1 protein-coding gene is annotated in these 20116 nt (G+C 68.6%); it reads right to left on the bottom strand.

The genetic code is table 11. The features are described from left to right. Positions 1-19 precede the first annotated feature (19 nt). On the bottom strand, positions 20-20113 hold the full coding sequence (locus tag OV287_RS36000; protein WP_267538562.1) for a non-ribosomal peptide synthase/polyketide synthase: 20094 nt from the start codon (positions 20111-20113) through the stop codon (positions 20-22). Between the last annotated feature and the right edge of the window lie 3 nt (positions 20114-20116).

Below are 20116 nucleotides of genomic sequence, written 5' to 3'. Positions count from 1 at the left end.
GGCCAAGCCCCGCGCGGGATCAGATTTCGTCGAGGAGCGCGGCAAGTTGGGCGTAGAGGTCCTCGGCCAATGAGCGGAGGGTTTCCTCCCGGTGGATGTCCCCGCTGTAGACCCAGGTGATCTGCATCGCCGGGCCCGCTCCGTCGCATTCGATCATCAAGTCGTAAGAAATGATGTCCGCCTTACCATCCAATCTGGGCGGGACGATGAACTCGATTCCTCCAGGCATCGGCGCTTCCTGCTGCGGCTTGCCCAGCGTCGCTCCCTTGTTGTTGAAGAACACCTGGGGTGAGCCACACGCGGCCAGCCGCTGACGCACTGTCTCGTCCGGGCCGTAGCGCAGCAGTCCGTAGTCCAGCGCATGCGCCATCGTCTCGCGCACGGTGCGTTTCGCCGAGGCAAAGGCCACCGAGGGTGCTTCCGCGGCCTTCAGCTCGAAGACCATCGGGAACTTGAGGTTGGTCGGTCCCACCGTGCGCGACAGGTCCACTCCCGGGACCATGTCCGCTCGGCCGTTGTGCTCTACATCCACTCGCAGCGGCCGATCCCCCGACCAGCGGGCCCAGGCGCGCGCCAGGCCGAAGAGCAGCAGATCATTGAGGTACACGTCCCCGTGAGCGCGCACGTAGTCAGCGAGGCGGTCCGCGAGCTCCGGTGCGATGGGCGTGGAGAGGCGCCGCGAGTTGTGCGTCGTGTGCTGCCCGCCCTGCATGTCCACCGGCATCGGCGAGCTCGGACGCAGGCGGGCCTCGTCGAGCCAGAAGGCGCGGGCCTCCCTCATGGCTTCGGGGGAACGGCCCTGGGCTGCCACGGTCAGCATGTACTGACGGTAGCTGGTACTCACCGCCAGCGGCTTGGGCGGTTGTCCGCTGGCGAGCCGCATATAGGTGGTGTGCAGGTCACCCAGCAGCATGGGCATCGCGTACCCGTCGTACATGCAGTGGTGCAGGGAGAGGATGAGCTTGTCAGGCCCCGAGCCGCCGAGTCGGCACACGACCAGCGCCAGCACCGGACCGCGGGTGATGCTCAGGTGGGATTGGAGCCGGCGAGCCACCTCCATCATGGCCTCTCGTTGGGCCTCCGGAGTGCGCCCGGTGAGATCGAGCTCCTCGACGTGAGGCTCGCCCGCGGAGGCCAGCAACCGTGACGTCCATCCCTCTGCCGTCCGCTGGAGCCGCAGGCGGAGCACGTCCTGCTGCTCGCTCAGGAACGCCACGCTGGCCCGGAGCAGGTCCACGCGGGTTTCCGCGGGCACGTCCCAGAACAGGGTGCTGGCCCAGGTCTGGGTCTCCATGTCGAACGTCTCCACCAGCCACTTCTGGTGGGGCAGCATCGGCAGCTCCTCGTCGCCGCGGGGAGCGCCTTCTTCCTGTGAGACCTCGGGCCGCGGGGCGATGGTTCCCACCACCGGGGCCAGCTCCGCCACGGTCTGATGCTGGAACAGTTGCTTCACCTGCAACGCGAGGCCCGCCTGGGCCGCCTGGGCCACCAGCCGCACGCACAGCAGCGAGTCGCCACCCAGATCGAAGAAGTTATCGTGGATGCCCACCTGCGGCAGGCTCAGCACTTGCGCCCATAGCTGGGTGAGCAGCTCCTCCGTGGGGGTACGCGGCGCCGTGTAAGGCTTGCGCTGCCGGCGATCCTCGAGCGTCGGCGCGGGCAGCGCCCCTCGGTCCACCTTGCCGCTCGGGGTGAGTGGCAGGGCCTGGAGCACTACGAAGGCCGACGGCACCATGTACTCGGGCAGTTTCTCGCCGGCGAAGGCGCGCAGGATGCCCACTTCGGCCGTATCTCCTTCCCCGGGCACCACATAGGCCACCAGCTTCTTGCCGTCCGCCCCGTCCTCGCGCAGCACCACCACCGCTTCGCGTACCGACGGGTGCGAGGCAAGCACGGACTCCACCTCGCCCAGCTCGATGCGGAAGCCGCGGAGCTTCACCTGGAAGTCGATGCGGCCCAGGTACTCGAGGTTTCCGTCCGCCAGCCAGCGCACCTTGTCCCCCGTGCGGTACAGGCGCTCGCCCGGCTGCGATGCGAAGGGGTTGGGAATGAATCGCTCGGCAGTCAGCTCTGGACGGCCCAAGTAGCCACGGGCCAGGCCCGCGCCGCCGATGCACAGCTCTCCCGGCACTCCCACGGGCATCGGTTGCAGGCGCGCGTCCAGCACGTACGCCTGCACGTTGTCGAAGGGCCGGCCGATGGTGACTCGCCGCTCCTCCACCTCGGTGTCGAGCGTGGCGCAGATGGTGGTCTCGGTCGGGCCGTAGGCGTTGATGAAGCGCCGGCCCGGCTTCCAGCGCGCCACCAGCTCGGAGGTGCACGCCTCTCCCGCGGAGGTGAGCGTCTCCAGCGTTTCCAGTCCCCGAGGCTCGAGCTGCGCGAGCACCGAGGGCGTGAGCGTCGCCGCAGTGATGGCCCGTTGCTGGAGCAGTTGGTGCAGCGGCGCACCCGGCATCAGCTCCTCGCGAGGGGCGAGGTGCAGCTGTCCGCCCGCCATCAGCGTGGGCAGCATCTCCCAGACCGAGGCGTCGAAGCCGATGGAGGCGAACTGGAGGACTCGGCTACCGGGCCGCAGCCGCATGGCGTCGATGGTCCTTCGGGCGGTGTTGCATAGGCCGCGGTGCTGCAGCAGCGTGCCCTTGGGACGGCCCGTGGAGCCGGAGGTGTAGATGACGTAGGCGAGGTTCTCGGGCCGCACGCGCACGTCCGGGGTCTGCACGGGCTGCGTGGCGATGGCGTCCCACTCCGAGTCCAGGCAGACGAGGAGCTCGTTCTGTACGGGAAGTTCGTCGGCCAGGTGCTCCTGAGCGAGCAGAACGGGCGGACGGGCGTCACGCAACATGAAGGCCAGTCGCTCCGTGGGGTAGGTGGGATCGAGCGGGAGCCACGCGCCTCCCGCCTTGAGGATCGCGAGGATGGCCACCACCAGGTCCGCCGAGCGCTCGACGCACAGGCCCACGAGGACCTCGGGCCCGACGCCTAGCGAACGCAGGTGCCAGGCAAGCTGGTTGGCGCGCTCGTCGAGCTGGCGGTAGGTGAGCGACTGCTCTCCGAACCGCACGGCGATGGCGTCCGGCGTGCGCTGCACCTGGGCCTCGATGAGGTGGTGGGCGCAGGTGTCCTCGTGCTCCGTCCGTGTACCGTTCCAGTCCACGAGCACCTGCTGGCGCTCGGACGCGGTGAGCAGAGCCAGGGAGGTCAGGCGCAGGTCGGGGTTGGTGACGGCCGCTTCCAGCAGCACCTGCAGGTGCTCCAGCAGACGGGCCATGGTGCTGGTGTCGAACAGGTCCGTGCTGTAGTCGCACATGCAGGACAGGCCCTGCTCGGTCTCGTTGATGGAGAGCGTGAGATCGAACTTCGCAGCACCCGTGTTGCTCTCCGCGCCTCGGAGCGTGAGGCCGGGCAGTCGCACCTCAGGAGCGGGCGTGTTCTGCAGGACGAGCTTCACCTGGAAGATGGGCGCGTGGGCGAGGCTGCGCTCGGGGTTGAGCACGCGCACCAGCTCCTCGAAGGGCACATCCTGGTGGGCGTAGGCTCCGAGCGCTACCTGGCGCGCGCGGCTCATCAGCTCGCGGAAGGTGGGGGTGCCAGAGAGGTCCCCCCGCATGACGAGCTGGTTGACGAAGAAGCCGATGAGGCCCTCGGTGTCCGCGTGAGTACGGCCGGCGATGTCGGTACCCACCACGATGTCTGTCTGGCCCGAGTAGCGAGAGAGCAGGGCCTGGAAGCCGGCCAATAGCACCATGAAGGAGGTGACGCCCTCGCGCTGGCAGAGCGCCTCGAGCGCCTGCGAGAGCGCACGGGGCATGACCCGAGAGAGGTTGGCGCCACGGTAGGACTGCACGGCAGGACGCGGCCTGTCGGTGGGCAGCTCCAGCAACTGGGGCGCGTGGGCGAGCTGCTGACGCCAGTAGGAGAGCTGTGCCTCCAGCGCCTCTCCCTGGAGCCAACCGCGCTGCCAGGCGGCGTAGTCGGCGTACTGCACGGGCAGCTCGGGCAGGGGCGAGGGCTGGCCCGAAGAGAAGGCCTCATAGAGCGCCGCCACCTCGCGTGCCAGCACGCTCATGGACCAGCCATCGGAGATGATGTGGTGCATGTTGAGCAGCAGCATGTGCTCGGTGTCTGACAGCTTCAGCAGCAGGGCTCGCAGCAGCGGGCCCCGGGCGAGGGAGAAGGGCTTGCGACTCTCCTCTCCGAGGAGCCGGTGGGCTTCGGCCTCTCGCTCATGGGCCGGCAGAGCGCTCAGGTCGGTGCGCTCCAGCGCAATCGGAGCGGGCGGAGCAATCACCTGCAGGGGCTGGCCGGAGTCGGAGGGGAAGGTGGTGCGCAGCACCTCGTGGCGACGCAGCAGCTCGGAGAGGCTGCGCTCCAGCGCGACCGTATCGAGCGTGCCCTCCAGGCGCAGCGGCGCCGGCATGTTGTACAGCGCGCTGTCCGGGACGAGCTGATCGAGGAACCACAGCCGCTGCTGGGCGAAGGACAGAGGCAGGGGCTGCTGGCGCGACACGGGCCGCAAGGGCGGCAGAGCGGGCGTGGAGCGGGTGGTGGTTTCGATGGCCCTGGCGAGCGCTTCGAGGGTGGGAGTCTCGAAGAGGGAACGCAGGGGCAACTCCACGTCGAAGGCGGCGCGGATGCGGGAGATGACCTGGGTGGCCAACAGCGAGTGGCCGCCAAGGGTGAAGAAGTTGTCGTGAAGGCCCACGCGCTGGACGCGCAGCACCTCGCACCAGAGGGAGGCGAGCCGCTGCTCTGTTTCGCTGTGAGGAGCAACGTACTCGGCGGTGGAGGAGAGCGCTCCGTCCGGAGCGGGCAGGGCCTTGCGGTCCACCTTGGCGTTGGAGGTGAGGGGCAGCGCATCGAGGTGCACGAACGCCGAGGGCAGCATGAACTCGGGCAAGCGCTGCTGGAGGAAGGAGCGCAGCGTTCCCGCGTCGAGGGCCTGCGCAGGGGAGGCCACGACGTACGCCACCAGGCGCTTATCACCGGGCACGTCCTCGCGAACGATGGCGACGGCCTCGCGCACGAAGGGGTGTGCCAGCAGGGCGGACTCCACCTCAGAGAGCTCGATGCGGTAGCCGCGTACCTTCACCTGTTTGTCGTCGCGGCCGAGGAACTCCAGGACACCGTCAGGGCGCCAGCGGGCCAGGTCGCCCGTGCGGTAGAGGCGGGTGCCAGGGGCTCCGAAGGGATTGGGGAGGAAGCGCTCGGCGGTGAGCTCAGGGCGGGAGAGGTAGCCGCGAGCCAGGCCGTCGCCACCGATATACAGCTCGCCTGGAACGCCAGCGGGCACGGGCTGGAAAGAGGCATCCAGCAGGTACACCTGGGTGTTGGCGATGGGGGAACCGATGGGGACGGCCGAGCCCACCTGCTCGGGCCGAGACATGCGGAAGCAAGAGGTGAAGAGGGTGCTCTCGGTGGGGCCGTAGCAGGCGGTGACGGGGATGCCGAGAGACGCCAGGACGCGGCGGACGTGGGGCGCGGAGACGACGTCACCACCGGTGAGGAGCTGGCGCAGGCCGCGCAGGCAGTCGGGCTTGTGCTCCACCACCTGGGAGAAGAGGCCCGCGGTGAGGTGGAGAGTCGTCACCTTGTGGCGGGTGAGCGTCTGGCTCAGCAGCTCCAGGTCGCTGGGAGACTGAGGCGGGAAGACGACGAGGCGGCCGCCGAAGAGCAGAGGGCCCCAGAGCTCCAGGGTGGAGGCGTCGAAGGAGATGGGGGCGATGAGGAGGAAGGTCTCCTCGGGGCCGAGGTGTGCGTAGTGGATGCCGTGGAAGAGGCGAAGGACGGAGCGGTGCTCGATGGCGACGCCCTTGGGACGGCCGGTGGTGCCCGAGGTGAAGTCGACGTAGGCGAGGTTGCGGGAAGTGACGCCCGAAGCCAGCGGAGCTGGGGACAGGCCTTCGAGGTTCACCTCATCAACGAGCAGCGTGGAGATGGGAGTGGGAAGGGGAATCTGAAGGAGGAGGGCGCGCGAGGTGAGCAGGAGGAGAGGAGAAGCGTCCTCGAGCATGAAGGCCAGGCGCTGAGCGGGATAGGAGGCGTCCAGCGGGAGGTAGGCACCACCGGCCTTGAGGATGGCCAGCAGGGAGATGATGAGCTCCAGCGACCGTTCCAGGGAGAGGGCCACCAGCACATCGGGGCCGACGCCGTGTGCGCGCAGCAGGCGGGCGAGCTGGTTGGAGCGGGCCTCGAGCTGGCGATAGGTGAGGCGCTGGTCGCCGAACTCGACGGCGATGGCATCGGGGCGGAGGGCCACCTGCTGTTCGAAGAGGTGGTGGATGCAGGCCTCGGCCGGGAAGTCGGCGGAGGTGTCGTTCCACTGGACGAGCACCTGGTGGCGCTCGGCTTCAGAGAGCAGGGAGACCTCATCCACGCGAGAGGCGGAGGCCAGGGCGAGCAGGGCCGAGCGCCAGTGCTCCAGCAGCCGCTGCATGGAAGCGGGCTCGAAGCGGGGCGAGTCGTAGACAGCGCGCAGGCGGAGGGCGGCGCCAGGAAGGACGGAGAGGGTGAGCGGATAGTTGGTGTGCTCGAAGCCCTGAAGGCCACTCACCTGGAGAGAGGACGGCGAGCCTTCCAGGGACGCGTCGAGAGGATAGTTCTCGAAGACGAGCAGGGAGTCGAAGAGCGAGGTGCCACGGGACACCTGACTGAAGGCCTGCACCTGGACGAGCGGAGAGTGCTCGTACTGGCGCTGTTCGAGCTGCTGGGTCTGGAGCGACTGGAGCCAGGGCACCAGAGGCGAGGTGCCGGACGGGAGCTGGACGCGGATGGGCAGCGAGTTGATGAAGATGCCCACCATGGTGTCCGAGCCGGGCAGCTCGGGAGGACGGCCCGCGACGGTGTTGCCGAAGACGACGTCCTGCTCGCCGGAGTAGCGCGAGAGCACGAGACCCCACGTGGCAATGGCCAGGGTGTGCAGGGTGAGCTGGTGCTGGCGGGCGAAGGCCTGCAAGGAGGCGGTGGCCTCGGTGGACAGGCCCAGCTCGAGGCTGTGATGCGCGGGCGGCTGGCCCTGGAGAGGCGCGGCATGTGTATCCGCGGGCAGCGGCGTGGGTGCGGAGAAGCCCTCCAGGTAGGAGCGCCAGTAAGCCTCATCAGCGGAGGCGTCGCGGCGAGACAGCCAGTCGAGGTAGTCGCGGAAGGGCGGCTTGGGCGCGAGCTGCGGGGAGAGTCCCGAGCGGAAGGACTCGTAGAGGGAGAAGACCTCGCTGATGAGCAGGCCGAGGCTCCAGCCATCCACCAGCAGGTGGTGGTGGCTCCAGAGGAAGCGCACGCGGTCCTCGGCCAGGCGCACGGCCGTCAGGCGCACGAGCGGTGCACGGCGCAGATCGATGCCGCGCTGCTTGTCCTGGAGGAGCAACTGCTCGAAGCGGGCCTGCTGCTCGGAGGCGGGCAGAGCGCTCCAGTCGAGCTGCTCGAAGGGCAGTTCCACTTGAGCGTGGACCACCTGGAGCGGGGCTTCGAGTCCCTCCCAATGGAAGGAGGAGCGGAAGATGGTGTTGCGCTGGAGGCACGTCTTCCACGCTCGAAGGAAGGCGGGTAGGTCGAGCGCGGACGTCACCGTCCAGGAGAGCTGCTCGAAGTAGGTAGCGGACTCCGGGGTGAGCAGGGCGTGGAAGAGCATGCCCTGCTGGGTGGGGGTGAGGGGGTAGAGGTCCTCGACGTCGGGCCCGGCCTGACGCAGCAGCGTGTCGAGCTTCGGCTGGGAGAGGGCCGCGAGGGGGAAGTCACCCGGAGAGAAGCGTCGCGCGTCCTCGGAGGTGCGCAGGGAGATGAGCGTGCGCAGGTGGTGGAGGAAGCGCCCGGCCAGCGACTCGATGGTGGCCGCGTGGTGCAGGTGGGCGCTGTAGCTGAAGGCGAGCTGGAGTCGGCCCTGGAAGACAGAGCCGTTGATCTCCAAGGGGTGCAGCCGCGTGCCCGAGGGCGAGATGCCGGGGCCGAAGGACTCGGTGGCCAGGGAGAAGAGGCGGCTGGCGGCGGCCGTAGCGTCGAGCTGGCCCAGGTAGTTGAAGGCGATCTGGGGGGCGGGCTGGGCGTTCAGCCGCTGCGCCACGTCGGGCGGGCCCTGCCACTTCAGCAGGCCGAAGCCGATGCCGTGGTGGGGCAGTCGGCGCAGGGAGTCGCGCACCGAGCGCAGGCACTCACCCGTCGAGCCGCCCGAAGGCACCGGCAGTAGCACGGGAGTGAGCGAGGTGAACCAGCCCACCGTGCGCGAGAGGTCCACGTCGTTGAAGAGCTCCTCGCGGCCGTGGCCTTCCAGGTCGACGAGCACTTGGGACTGGCCCGTCCACTCGGACAGAGCTTGGGCCAGGGCGGTGAGCAGCACATCGTTGATATGCGCGCGCCAGGCGGTGGGGACCTCTTGCAGCAGTAGCTTCGTCTCCTCGGTGTCGAGGGAGATGGAGACGGCGCGCTCGGATGCGTAGGTGTTGGGCCCGGAGGCGTCGGTGGGCAGCGGGGCCACCTGCTTGCGAGCCTCGTCCAGCCAGAGCGCGGCTTCGTTCCGCAGCGCCTCGGAGTGGGCGTGGGCCTGCAGGCGGCGGGCCCACGCCTGGAAGGAGGTGGTCTTCGCCGGCAACGTCGCCTGGGCACTGTGCTGGAGCTGCTGGTAGGTGGACTCGAGGTCCTCCAGGAGCACGCGCCAAGAGACGGCGTCGACGACGAGGTGGTGGACGGCGAGCAGCAGGCGCTGCTGGCCATCGCCCAGGTGGAAGAGCGCTGCACGCAACAGGGGCGGCTGGGAGAGGTCGAAGCTGGCCTGCAGGCGCGAGGCCTCCGCATCGAGCGCGGCGGATTGTTCGGTGGTAGGAGTGGCGGAGAGGTCCACCTGGAGCAGGTGGACAGATGCCTGTTCAGGGTTGGCGTTGTCCTGCAGCCATGCCCCCTCATGCTGGCGGAAGCTCAGGCGCAGCGCATCGTGGTGGGCCACCACCTGCGCGAGGGCCTTCTCCAATCGAGCTGGCTCCAAGGGCTGGCGCGAGGCCACGAGCACAGACTGGTTGAAGTGGTGGGCGTGCTCCGGGTCGTGCCGCAGCAGGTGGAACTGGATGGGCGTGAGCGGCACAGGGCCGGTGACGGGGCCCTGCTCGCCCAGCGGCTCGGAGGCGGACTTCACCACCTGGGCCAGTTGCGCCACCGTCTGATGCTGGAAGAGCTGGCGGGTGGTGAGGACGAGGCCGGCCTGTCGAGCACGGGCGACGACCTGGAGGCTGATGATGGAGTCACCACCGAGCTCGAAGAAGTTGTCGTGGATGCCGACCTGGGGAGCGCTAAGCACCTTGGACCAGATGTCGCACAGGCGTTGTTCGGTGTCGTTACGAGGCGCGGCGTAAGCGGATTTGAGCTCGGAGCGGGAGAAGTCCGGAGCGGGCAGGGCCTTCCTGTCCACCTTGCCGCTGGAGTTGAGCGGGAGGGCATCCAGGGAGACGAAGGCCGAGGGCACCATGTACTCGGGCAGCTTCTGTCGCAACCAGGTACGCACGGCCTCGGGATTCAACCCTGGGCCCGAGATACCCTCACCCCGTCCCTCTCCCGAGGGGAGAGGGGAAGTGGGCACGAGGTAGGCCACGAGGCGCTTGTGGCCCGGGGTGTCCTCGCGCAGGGCTACGACGGCCTCGCGGACTGAGGGGTGCTGGGCGAGGACGGACTCCACTTCACCCAGCTCGATGCGGAAGCCACGCAGCTTCACCTGGAAGTCGATGCGGCCCAGGTACTCGAGGTTGCCGTCGGCCAGCCAGCGAACCTTGTCACCGGTGCGGTAGAGGCGGGCCCCCGGCTCGGAGGAGAAGGGGTTGGGGATGAAGCGCTCGGCGGTGAGCTCCGGACGGCCGAGGTAGCCGCGAGCAAGGCCGACGCCGCCGATGAAGAGCTCACCGGGCACGCCGACAGGCACCGGTTGCAGGTGCGAGTCGAGCACGTAGGCGCGGACGTTGTGGAAGGGCCGGCCGATGGAGACACGCTGGGCGTCGACCTTGGTATTGACGGTGGCGCAGACGGAGGCCTCGGTGGGGCCGTAGGCGTTGACGAAGCGGCGCCCCGGAGAGAAGCGAGCCACCAGCTCAGGAGAGCAGGCCTCACCGGCGGAGATGAGCGTCTGCACGCCGCGCAGCCCGTCAGGCTCCATTTGGGCGAGGACGGAGGGGGTGAGCTTGAGGGTGGTGATGGACTGCTCCTGCACCAGCTTCAGGAGAGGAGCACCGGGCAGGAGCTCGTCGCGGGAGGCGAGAACGAGGCAGGCGCCGGAGAGCAGAGCGGGGAAGACTTCGGAGACGGAGGCGTCGAAGGCGGAGGAGAAGAACTGAAGGAGGCGGCAGCCGGGCCGCAGGGCCATGAAGTCGAGAGTCTGCAGGGCGGTGTTGCACAGGCCGCGGTGCTGCAGGAGGGTGCCCTTGGGACGGCCGGTGGAGCCGGAGGTGTAGATGACGTAGGCGAGGTTGCCACCGTCTATCTCGACCTCCAGATTCCCGGTGGGCTCGCGCTCCACCTGTTCCCGGTGCTCGTCCACGAGCAGCATCGGTTCGTGCGCTCCCAGCAGTTGCTTCAGCGACGAGCGGGTGATGAGGACCCGGGGGCCCGCATCCGAAGCGATGAACTCCAGGCGCTCGGAAGGGAGCGTGGGATCAAGCGGCAGCCAGGCGCCGCCGGCCTTGAGCGTGGCGAGCATGGCCGCGACGAGGTCGGGCGAGCGCTCCAGGCAGATGGAGACGAGGACGTCGGGGCCGACGCCGAGGCGGCGCAGGTGGTGCGCGAGTTGGTTGGCTCGGGCGTTGAGCTCGCCATAGGTGAGCGTCTCATCGCCGAAGCGCAGAGCGGGTGCGTCCGGAGCGCGGAGGACCTGGGCCTCGAAGAGGCGGTGGACGAGCGGGGACTCGGGTAGGTCGCGCTGGGCCTGGTTCCAATCCACCAGCACCTGCTGGCGCTCGGTCGGAGTGAGCAAGGGCAGCTCGGAGAGGTGGGCCTCCGGTGCGGCCACCACGCCTTCCAGCAGCACCCGCAGGTGTTCGCCCAGTCGCGTGATGGTCGAGGCGTCGAAGAGATCGGTGTTGTAGACGAAGCTGCCCTGGAAGCCGCTCGGAGTCTCGTTGAAGGCCAGCTCGAGCTCGAACTTGGAGACGTTCGTGCCCGTGGCCAGTGGCCGCAGCGCCAGCCCTGGCACGTTCAGCTCGCCCACAGGGGCGTTCTGGAAGGCGAACAGCACCTGGAAGACGGGGGCTCGGCCCAGGTTTCGCTCGGGCTGGAGTTCCTCGACGAGCTTCTCAAAGGGCAAATGCTGGTGGGCGTAGGCGCCGAGGGTGGTCTCCCGCACGCGCCGCAGCAGCTCGCGGAAAGTGGGATTGCCCTCCATTCGAGTGCGCAGCACCAGGGTGTTGACGAAGAATCCGAGCAGCCCTTCGAGCTCCGCCTGATCCCGGCCGGCGATGGGCGAGCCGATGCAGAAGTCCTCCTGGCCCGAGTAGCGCCGCAGCACCACCTGGAAGGCGGACAGCAACAGCATGAAGGGCGTGACCCCCTCGCGCTGGCAGAGGCTCTTGAGGTCCGCGGTCAGTTCCAGCGAGAGTGGCAGGTCGAGCGTGGCCCCGTTGAACGTCTGCTCGGGCGGCCTCGGCCTGTCGGTGGGCAGCTCCAGGACGGGCGCGGCGCCAGCGAGCTGTTGCCGCCAGAAGGAGAGCTGTCGCTCCAACTCCTCGCCTTGCAGCCATTGACGCTGCCAGGTGGCGTAGTCGGCGTACTGCACCGGCAGCTCCGGCAGCGGCGAGGGCTGGTTCGAGGAGAAGGCCTGGTAGAGCGCCGCCACCTCACGCACCAACACGCCCATGGACCAGCCGTCAGAGACGATGTGGTGCATGTTGAGCAGCAGCACATGCTCCTGCTCGTCGAGCTTCAGCAGCGTGGCGCGCAGCAGCGGACCGCGCTCCAGGTCGAAGGGACGCTGAGCTTCCTCGGTGGCCAACCGCAGGGTCTCGGCTTCGCGCCGCACGGCGGGAATCACCGTCAGGTCCACGACCGGCAACCGCTGCTCAGCGGCGGGGGCGATGAGCTGCACTGACTTGTCCGACTCGGTGCGGAACGTGGTGCGCAGGGGCTCGTGACGCCGGAGCAGCTCGTTGAAGACTCGCTCCAACACGGGGGCGTCGAGTACCCCCTGCAGCCGCACGGTCACGGGGACGTTGTAGCGCGCTGTGCCCGGCTCGAGCTGCTCGAGGAACCACAGTCGCTGCTGAGAGAAGGACAGCGGGAGAGACTCCTCGCGAGACACGGGCCGCAGGGGTGGTCGGGCGGGCGCGTTCGTGGCGCGAGAGGTGGACTCGATGACCGTGGCGAGCGCCTGAAGGGTGGTGGCCTCGAAGAGGATGCGAAGGGGAAGCTCCACGCCGAAGGAGGCGCGGATGCGGGAGACGACTTGGGTGGCGAGAAGGGAGTGGCCACCGAGAGACATGAAGTCGTCATGAAGGCCCACCTGATGAACATCCAGGACTTCGCTCCAGATGGAGGCCAGGCGCAGCTCGGTGTCGGTGCGGGGAGAGACGTACTCGGAGGAGGCGGTGCCGGAGCCAGCCGGAGCGGGCAGGGCCTTCCTGTCCACCTTGCCGCTGGTAGTCAGGGGCAGGACCGCCAGGGAGACGAAGGCGGAGGGCACCATATACTCGGGCAGACGCGAGAGCAGGGCGGTGCGGAGGGACTGAGGCTCCACCTGCTCGCCGGCAGAGGGCACGACGTAGGCCACCAGGCGCTTGTCGCCGGGAGAGTCCTCGCGCAGAACCACGACGGACTCGTGAACGCCGGGCTGCTCGCGAAGCACCGACTCCACTTCACCCAGCTCGATGCGGAAGCCGCGCAGCTTCACCTGGAAGTCGATGCGGCCCAGGTACTCCAGCTCGCCGCGAGCGGACCAGCGCACCTTGTCACCGGTGCGGTAGAGGCGCTCGCCGGGTAGAGCGGCGAAGGGGTGGGGAATGAAACGCTCAGCGGTGAGCTCCGGGCGGCCGAGGTAGCCACGAGCCAGGCCGGCACCACCGACATACAGCTCGCCGGGGACGCCAGGGGCCACGGGCTGCAGACGCTCGTCGAGCACGTACACCTGCACGTTGGGCAGGGCGCGGCCGATGGACAGGCGCTCAGCGTCCACCGGACCGGTGATGGTGGCGCAGATGGTGACTTCGGTGGGGCCGTAGGCATTGAGCAGGGTGCGGCCCTGAGACCAGCGGCGGGCCAGCTCGGGAGTACAGGCCTCGCCGGCGGAGATGAGGGTCTCCAGGTTGGGCAGCCCTTGGGGCTCGAGCTGGGCGAGGACTGAGGGAGTGAGCGTCACCGCGGTGATGGACTGCTGCACCAGCAGAGAGCGCAGGGGCTCACTGGGAAGTAGTTGCTCCTTGGAGGCCAGGCAGAGGCAGGCACCGGCGACGAGGGAGGAGAACACCTCGCAGACGGAGGCGTCGAAGCTGGTGCTGGCGAACTGGAGGACGCGGCTGTCGGGGCGGTAGCCATGGGCGCGAGCCGCTTGGAGAGCGGTGTTGGCCAGGCCACCGTGGGTGAGGAGGGTGCCCTTGGGACGGCCGGTGGAGCCGGAGGTGTAGATGACGTAGGCGAGGTTGCCGCCATCGAAGGAGAGGTTGAGGTCGTCCTCGGACTCGAGCTCGACGCGCTCCCAGTGCTCGTCGAAGAGGAAGACGAAGCCGCGACGGTCGAGGAGGTGCTCGAGGCAGGAGTGGGTGAGGAGGACGGGGGAGAGAGCATCGGAGGCGATGAAGTCCAGGCGCTCGGAGGGGAGGGAGGGGTCGAGAGAGAGCCAGGCGCCACCGGCTTTGAGGGTGGCGAGCATGGAGACGACGAGCTCGACGGAGCGCTCGAGGCAGAGGGAGACGAGGACCTCAGGGCCGACGCCGAGGCGGCGCAGGTGGCGAGCGAGCTGGTTGGCGCGGGAGTTGAGCTGGGAGTAGGTGAGGAGCTCGTCACCGAAGCGCACGGCGGGAGCGTGGGGAGTGAGGTGAGCATGGGCCTCGATGAGGCGGTGGACGGGCTGCTCGGGCGGGAAGCCCGGGGTGCGGCTCCACTCGCCCAGCACCTGGAGGCGCTCGGCGTCTGAAAGCAGGGTGACGTCGCCTAGGCTAGAGGCCGAGGTCAGGGCCATCAGCGCCGTGCGCCAGTGCTCCAGCAGCCGCTGCATGGCGGCGGGCTCGAAGCGGGGCGACTCGTAGGTCAGGCACAGCCGGAGGGCTGCGCCAGGGTGGACGGCGAGGTTGAGCGGATAGTGGTTGTGATCGATGGCCTGGAGGTCGCTCACCTGGAGCGAGGAGGCCGAGCCCGTAAGAGAGGTGTCGAGAGGGTAGTTCTCGAAGACAAACAGGGAGTCGAAGAGCGAGGTGCCACGGGGCACCTGACTGAAAGCCTGTACCTGGACGAGCGGGGAGTGCTCGTACTGGCGTTGCTCGAGCTGCTGGGTCTGGAGCGACTGGAGCCAGGGCATCAGAGGCGAGGTGCCAGACGGGAGCCGGACGCGGATGGGCAGCGAGTTGATGAAGATACCCACCATGGTGTCGGCGCCGGGCAGCTCGGGAGGCCGGCCCGCGACGGTGTTGCCGAAGACGACGTCCTGCTCGCCGGAGTAGCGCGAGAGGACGAAGCCCCAGGCCGCGAGCGCCAGGGTGTTCAGGGTGAGCTGGTGCTGGCGGGCGAAGGCCTGCAGGGAGGCGGTGGCTTCGGTGGACAGCGTCATCTCGATGGGGTGATACGCGGGCGGCTGACCTCGAGGCGGCGCGGCATGCGTGTCGGCGGGAAGCGGCGTGGGAGCAGAGAAGCCTTCCAGGTAGGAGCGCCAGTAAGCCTCGTCGGAGGACGCGTCACGGCGCGACAGCCAGGAGATGTAGTCGCGGAAGGGGGGCTTGGGGGCGAGCTGTGGGGAGAGGCCCGAGCGGAAGGACTCGTAGAGAGAGAAGACTTCGCCGATGAGCAGGCCAAGGCTCCAGCCATCCACCAGCAGGTGATGGTGGCTCCAGAGGAAGCGAACATGGTCCTCGGCCATACGGATGGCCGTCAGGCGCACCAGCGGTGCACGGCGCAGATCGATGCCGCGCTGCTTGTCCTGGAGGAGCAACTGCTCGAAGCGGGCCTGCTGCTCGGAGGCAGGCAGGGTGCTCCAGTCGAGCTGTTCGAAGGGCAGCTCCACCTGGGAGTGGACCACCTGGAGCGGTGAATCGAGTCCTTCCCAATGGAAGGAGGAGCGGAAGATGGTGTTGCGCTGGAGGCAGGTCTGCCAGGCGCGCAGGAAGGCGGGCAGGTCGAGCGTGGATGTCACCATCCATGAGAGCTGCTCGAAGTAGGCGGAGGAGCTTGGAGTGAGCAGGGCGTGGAAGAGCATGCCCTGCTGGGTGGGGGTGAGGGGGTAGAGGTCCTCGACGTCGGGCCCGGCCTGACGCAGCAGCGTGTCGAGCGATGGCTGGGAGAGGGCCGCGAGAGGGAAGTCACCCGGGGAGAAGCGGCGGGCGTCCTCGGAGGCGCGCAAGGAGATGAGGGCGCGCAGGTGGTGGAGGAAGCGCCCGGCCAGCGACTCGATGGTGGCCGCGTGGTGCAGGTGGGTGCTGTAGCCGAAGGAGAGCTGGAGTCGGCCCTGGAAGACGGAGCCGTTGACCTCCAGCACATGCAGGCGCGAGCCGGAGGGCGCGATACGAAGCCCGGAGGGCTCGGAGGCCAGGGAGAAGAGACGGCTGGCAGCGGCCGTGGCATCGAGCTGTCCCAGGTAGTTGAAGGCCACCTGGGGCGCGGGGAGTGCCTGGAGCTGTTGAGCCACTTCGGGCGGGCCCAGCCACTCGAGCAGGCCGAAGCCAATGCCGTGGTGGGGCAGGCGGCGCAGCGAATCGCGCACGGAGCGCAGGCAGTCGCCAGCCGAGCCGCCGGAAGGCAGCGGCAACAGCACGGGGGTGAATGAGGTGAACCAGCCCACGGTGCGAGAGAGGTCCACGTTGCTGAAGAGCTCCTCGCGGCCGTGGCCCTCCAGGTTGACGAGCGCTTGGGCCTGGCCCGTCCACTCGCGGAGGGCCTGCGCCAGGGCGGTGAGCAATACATCGTTGATGTGCGCGCGCCAGGCGGAGGGAACCTCTTGCAGCAGCAGCCGTGTCTCCTCGGTGTCGAGGGAGACCGAGATGGCACGCTCAGAGTCGTTCGTGTTGAGCCCGGACGTGTCGGTGGGCAGTGGGGCCACCTGCTGACGCGCCTCGTCCATCCAGAGAGGTGCCTCGGCGGCGAGCTCCTCGGAGTGGGCGTGAGCCTGCAGGCGGCGAGCCCAGGACTGGAAGGAGGAGGTCTTCGCCGGCAGGGTCACCACGAAGCTCTGCTGGAGCTGCTGGTAGGCGGACTCGAGATCCTCCAGGAGCACACGCCAGGAGACGGCGTCGACGATGAGGTGGTGGACAGCGAGTAGCAGGCGCTGCTGGCCATCGCCCATGTGGAAGAGCGCCGCGCGCACCAGGGGCGGCTGGGAGAGGTTGAAGCTGGCTTGCAGGCGCGAGGCCTCGGCTTCGAGCGCGGCGGACTGCTCGGAAGCAGGAGTGGAGGAGAGGTCCACCTGGAGCAGGTGGAACGGGGTCTCCTCGGGGCCGGCGTTGTCCTGCAGCCAGGAGCCCTCGTGTTGGCGGAAGCGCAGACGCAGGGCATCGTGGTGGGAGAGCAGGTGCTGGAGAGCCTTCTCCAGCAGGGACGGCTCCAGGGGCTGGCGCGAGGCCACGAACACGGATTGGTTGAAGTGGTGGGCGTGCTCTGGGCCATGCCGCAGCCAGTGGAACTGGACGGGCGTGAGTGGCACGGGGCCGCTGACGGGACCCTGCTCACCCAGCGGCTCGGAGGCGGACTTCACCACCTGGACGAGCTGAGCCACCGTCTGATGCTGGAAGAGGTGCCGTGTGGCGAGAACGAGGCCGGCCCTCCGTGCGCGTGCGACGACCTGGAGGCTGATGATGGAGTCGCCACCCAGCTCGAAGAAGTTGTCGTGGATGCCCACCTGGGGCAGGCCGAGCACCTGGGCCCAGATGTCACACAGGCGCTGCTCCACGTCGTTGCGAGGAGCGGTGTAGGAGGACTTGAGCTCGGAGCGGGAGAAGTCCGGAGCGGGCAGGGCCTTCCTGTCCACCTTGCCGCTGGAGTTGATGGGCAGGGCCTCCAGGGAGACGAAGGCCGAGGGCACCATGTAGTCGGGCAGCTTCTGTCGCAGCCAGGTACGCACGGCCTCGGGATTCAACCCTGGGCCCGAGATACCCTCACCCCGTCCCTCTCCCGAGGGGAGAGGGGAAGTGGGCACGAGGTAGGCCACGAGGCGCTTGTGGCCCGGGGTGTCCTCGCGCAGGGCTACGACGGCCTCGCGGACTGAGGAGTGCTGGACGAGGACGGACTCCACTTCACCCAGCTCGATGCGGAAGCCACGCAGCTTTACCTGGAAGTCGATGCGGCCCAGGTACTCGAGGTTGCCGTCGGCAAGCCAGCGAACCTTGTCACCGGTGCGGTAGAGACGGGCCCCCGGCTCGGAGGAGAAGGGGTTGGGGATGAAGCGCTCGGCGGTGAGCTCCGGACGGCCGAGGTAGCCGCGAGCGAGGCCCACGCCGCCGATGAAGAGCTCACCGGGCACGCCGACAGGCACCGGTTGCAGGTGCGAGTCGAGCACGTAGGCGCGGACGTTGTGGAAGGGCCGGCCGATGGAGACACGCTGGGCGTCGACCTCGGAATTGACGGTGGCGCAGACGGAGGCCTCGGTGGGGCCGTAGGCGTTGACGAAGCGGCGCCCCGGAGAGAAGCGAGCCACCAACTCAGGAGAGCAGGCCTCACCGGCGGAGATGAGAGTCTGGACGCCGCGCAGCCCGTCGGGCTCCATTTGGGCGAGGACGGAGGGGGTGAGCTTGAGGGTGGTGATGGACTGCTCCTGCACCAGCTTCAGGAGAGGAGCACCGGGCAGGAGCTCGTCGCGGGAGGCGAGAACGAGGCAGGCGCCGGAGAGCAGGGAGGGGAAGACCTCGGAGACGGAGGCGTCGAAGGCGGAGGAGAAGAACTGAAGGAGGCGGCAGCCGGGCCGCAGGGCCATGAAGTCGAGAGTCTGCAGGGCGGTGTTGCACAGGCCGCGGTGCTGCAGGAGGGTGCCCTTGGGACGGCCGGTGGAGCCGGAGGTGTAGATGACGTAGGCGAGGTTGGCGCCATCCACGGGGATGTCGAGGTTGTCCTCGGACTCGTGCTCAACGCGGGACCAGTCATCGTCCATGAAGAAGACGAAGCCTCGGCGGTCGAGCAGGTGCTCCAGCGAGGAGTGAGTGAGCAGGACGGGAGCCCAGGCGTCGGAGGCGATGAAGTCCAGGCGCTCGGAGGGGAGCGTGGGATCCAGCGGAAGCCAGGCGCCGCCAGCCTTGAGGGTGGCGAGGATGGCGACGACGAGGTCGAGGGAGCGCTCCAGGCAGATGGAGACGAGGACGTCGGGGCCGACACCGAGGCGGCGCAGGTGGCGCGCGAGCTGGTTGGCGCGGGCGTTGAGCTCTGCGTAGGAGAGCGTCTCATCGCCGAAGCACAAGGCGGGAGCGTCCGGAGTGCGGAGGACCTGGGCTTCAAAGAGGCGGTGGACGAGCGGGGACTCTGGGAGCTCGCGGCGGGACTGGTTCCAGTCGACGAGCACCTGCTGGCGCTCGGCCGGGGTGAGCAGAGGTAGCTCGGAGAGGCGGGCCTCCGGTGCGGCCACCACACCCTCCAGCACCACCCGCAGGTGCTCGGCCATGCGGGAGATGGTGGAGGCGTCGAAGAGATCGGTGTTGTAGGTGAAGTTGCCCTGGAGTCCGTCCGGCCCCTCGGTGAAGGTCAGCTCCAGCTCGAACTTGGGGACGCTCAGTCCCATGTCGAGCGGGCGCAGGGACAGCCCCGGCATGTTCAGCTCCGACATGGGGGCATTCAGGAAGGCGAACAGCACCTGGAAGATGGGAGAGCGGCCCAGGTTCCGCTCGGGCTTGAGTTCCTCCACCAGCTTCTCGAAGGGAAGGTGCTGGTGGGCCAGGCCGCGAACCGTGGTCTCCTTCACGCGCTTCAACAGCTCACGGAAGGTGGGGTTTCCCTCCAGGCGGGCGCGCAGGGCCAGGGTGTTGACGAAGAATCCGATGAGCCCCTCGATCTCCGCCTGATCTCGGCCGGCGAGCGTCGAGCCGACGCAGAAGTCCTCCTGCCCCGAGTAGCGGTGCAGCACCACCTGGAAGGAGGCCAGCAGCGCCATGAATGGCGTGACGCCTTCACGCTGGCACAGCGCCTTGATGGATTCGGTGAGCTGCTTCGTCAGCGGCATGGATACAGCCGCACCGTGGAACGTCTGCTCGGGAGGCCGTGGCTTGTCGGTGGGCAGCTCCAGTGCCGGCGATACTCCGGCGAGCTGCTCCCGCCAGTAGGAGAGCTGGCGCTCCAGCTCCTTTCCCTGCAGCCACTGGCGCAGCCACACCGCGTAGTCAGCGTACTGCAAAGACAGCTCGGGCAGAGGCGAGGGCTGTCCTTGGGAGAAGGCCGCGTAGATCAGCCCCATCTCCCGCACCAGCACGCCCATGGACCAGCCATCGGAGACGATGTGGTGCATGTTGAGCGCCAACACATGCTCCTGCTCGCCAAGCTTCAGCAGCGTGGCACGCAGCAGTGGCCCGCGTTCCAGGTCGAAGGGGCGCAGCGCCTCCTCGGTGGCCAGGCGCAGGGCCTCGGCCTCTCGCCGCTCAGCGGGCAGCACCGTCAGGTCCACCACCGGCAGCCGCAGCCCCGCCGTGGGCGCGATGACCTGTACCGAGGCGTCTCCCTCCATTCGGAAGGTGGTGCGCAGGGTCTCATGGCGCCGCTGCAGCTCGTTGAAGACACGCTCCAACAATTGCGCGTCGAGCCAGCCTTGTAGCCGCACCGCCACGGGCAGGTTGTAGCGCGTGGTGCCCGGCTCGAGCTGCTCCAGAAACCACAGCCGCTGCTGTGCGAACGACAGGGGCTGGGGCGCGTCCTCCCTCGGCCGCCGCTCGATGGGCGGCAGCCCGGAGACTTGGGGCGTGCGTGCTCCCTTGGCTTGGAGCTGCTTGAGCAGCAGGTCGCGCTTTTCAGGGGAGAGGTTCGCCAGACGCTTGAGGATGTCGCTCATGGG

The organism is Archangium lansingense (assembly GCF_026626635.1).
Taxonomy (GTDB): Bacteria; Myxococcota; Myxococcia; order Myxococcales; family Myxococcaceae; genus Archangium; species Archangium lansingense.
The sequence above is the reverse complement of the archived record's forward strand: the minus strand, read 5'-3'. Positions and strand labels throughout refer to the sequence as shown.

Coding starts and splice junctions, on each gene's coding strand:
- OV287_RS36000 (WP_267538562.1), bottom strand. CDS start 20,113: ATGAGCGACATCCTCAAGCGTCTGGCGAACCTCTCCCCTGAAAAGCGC.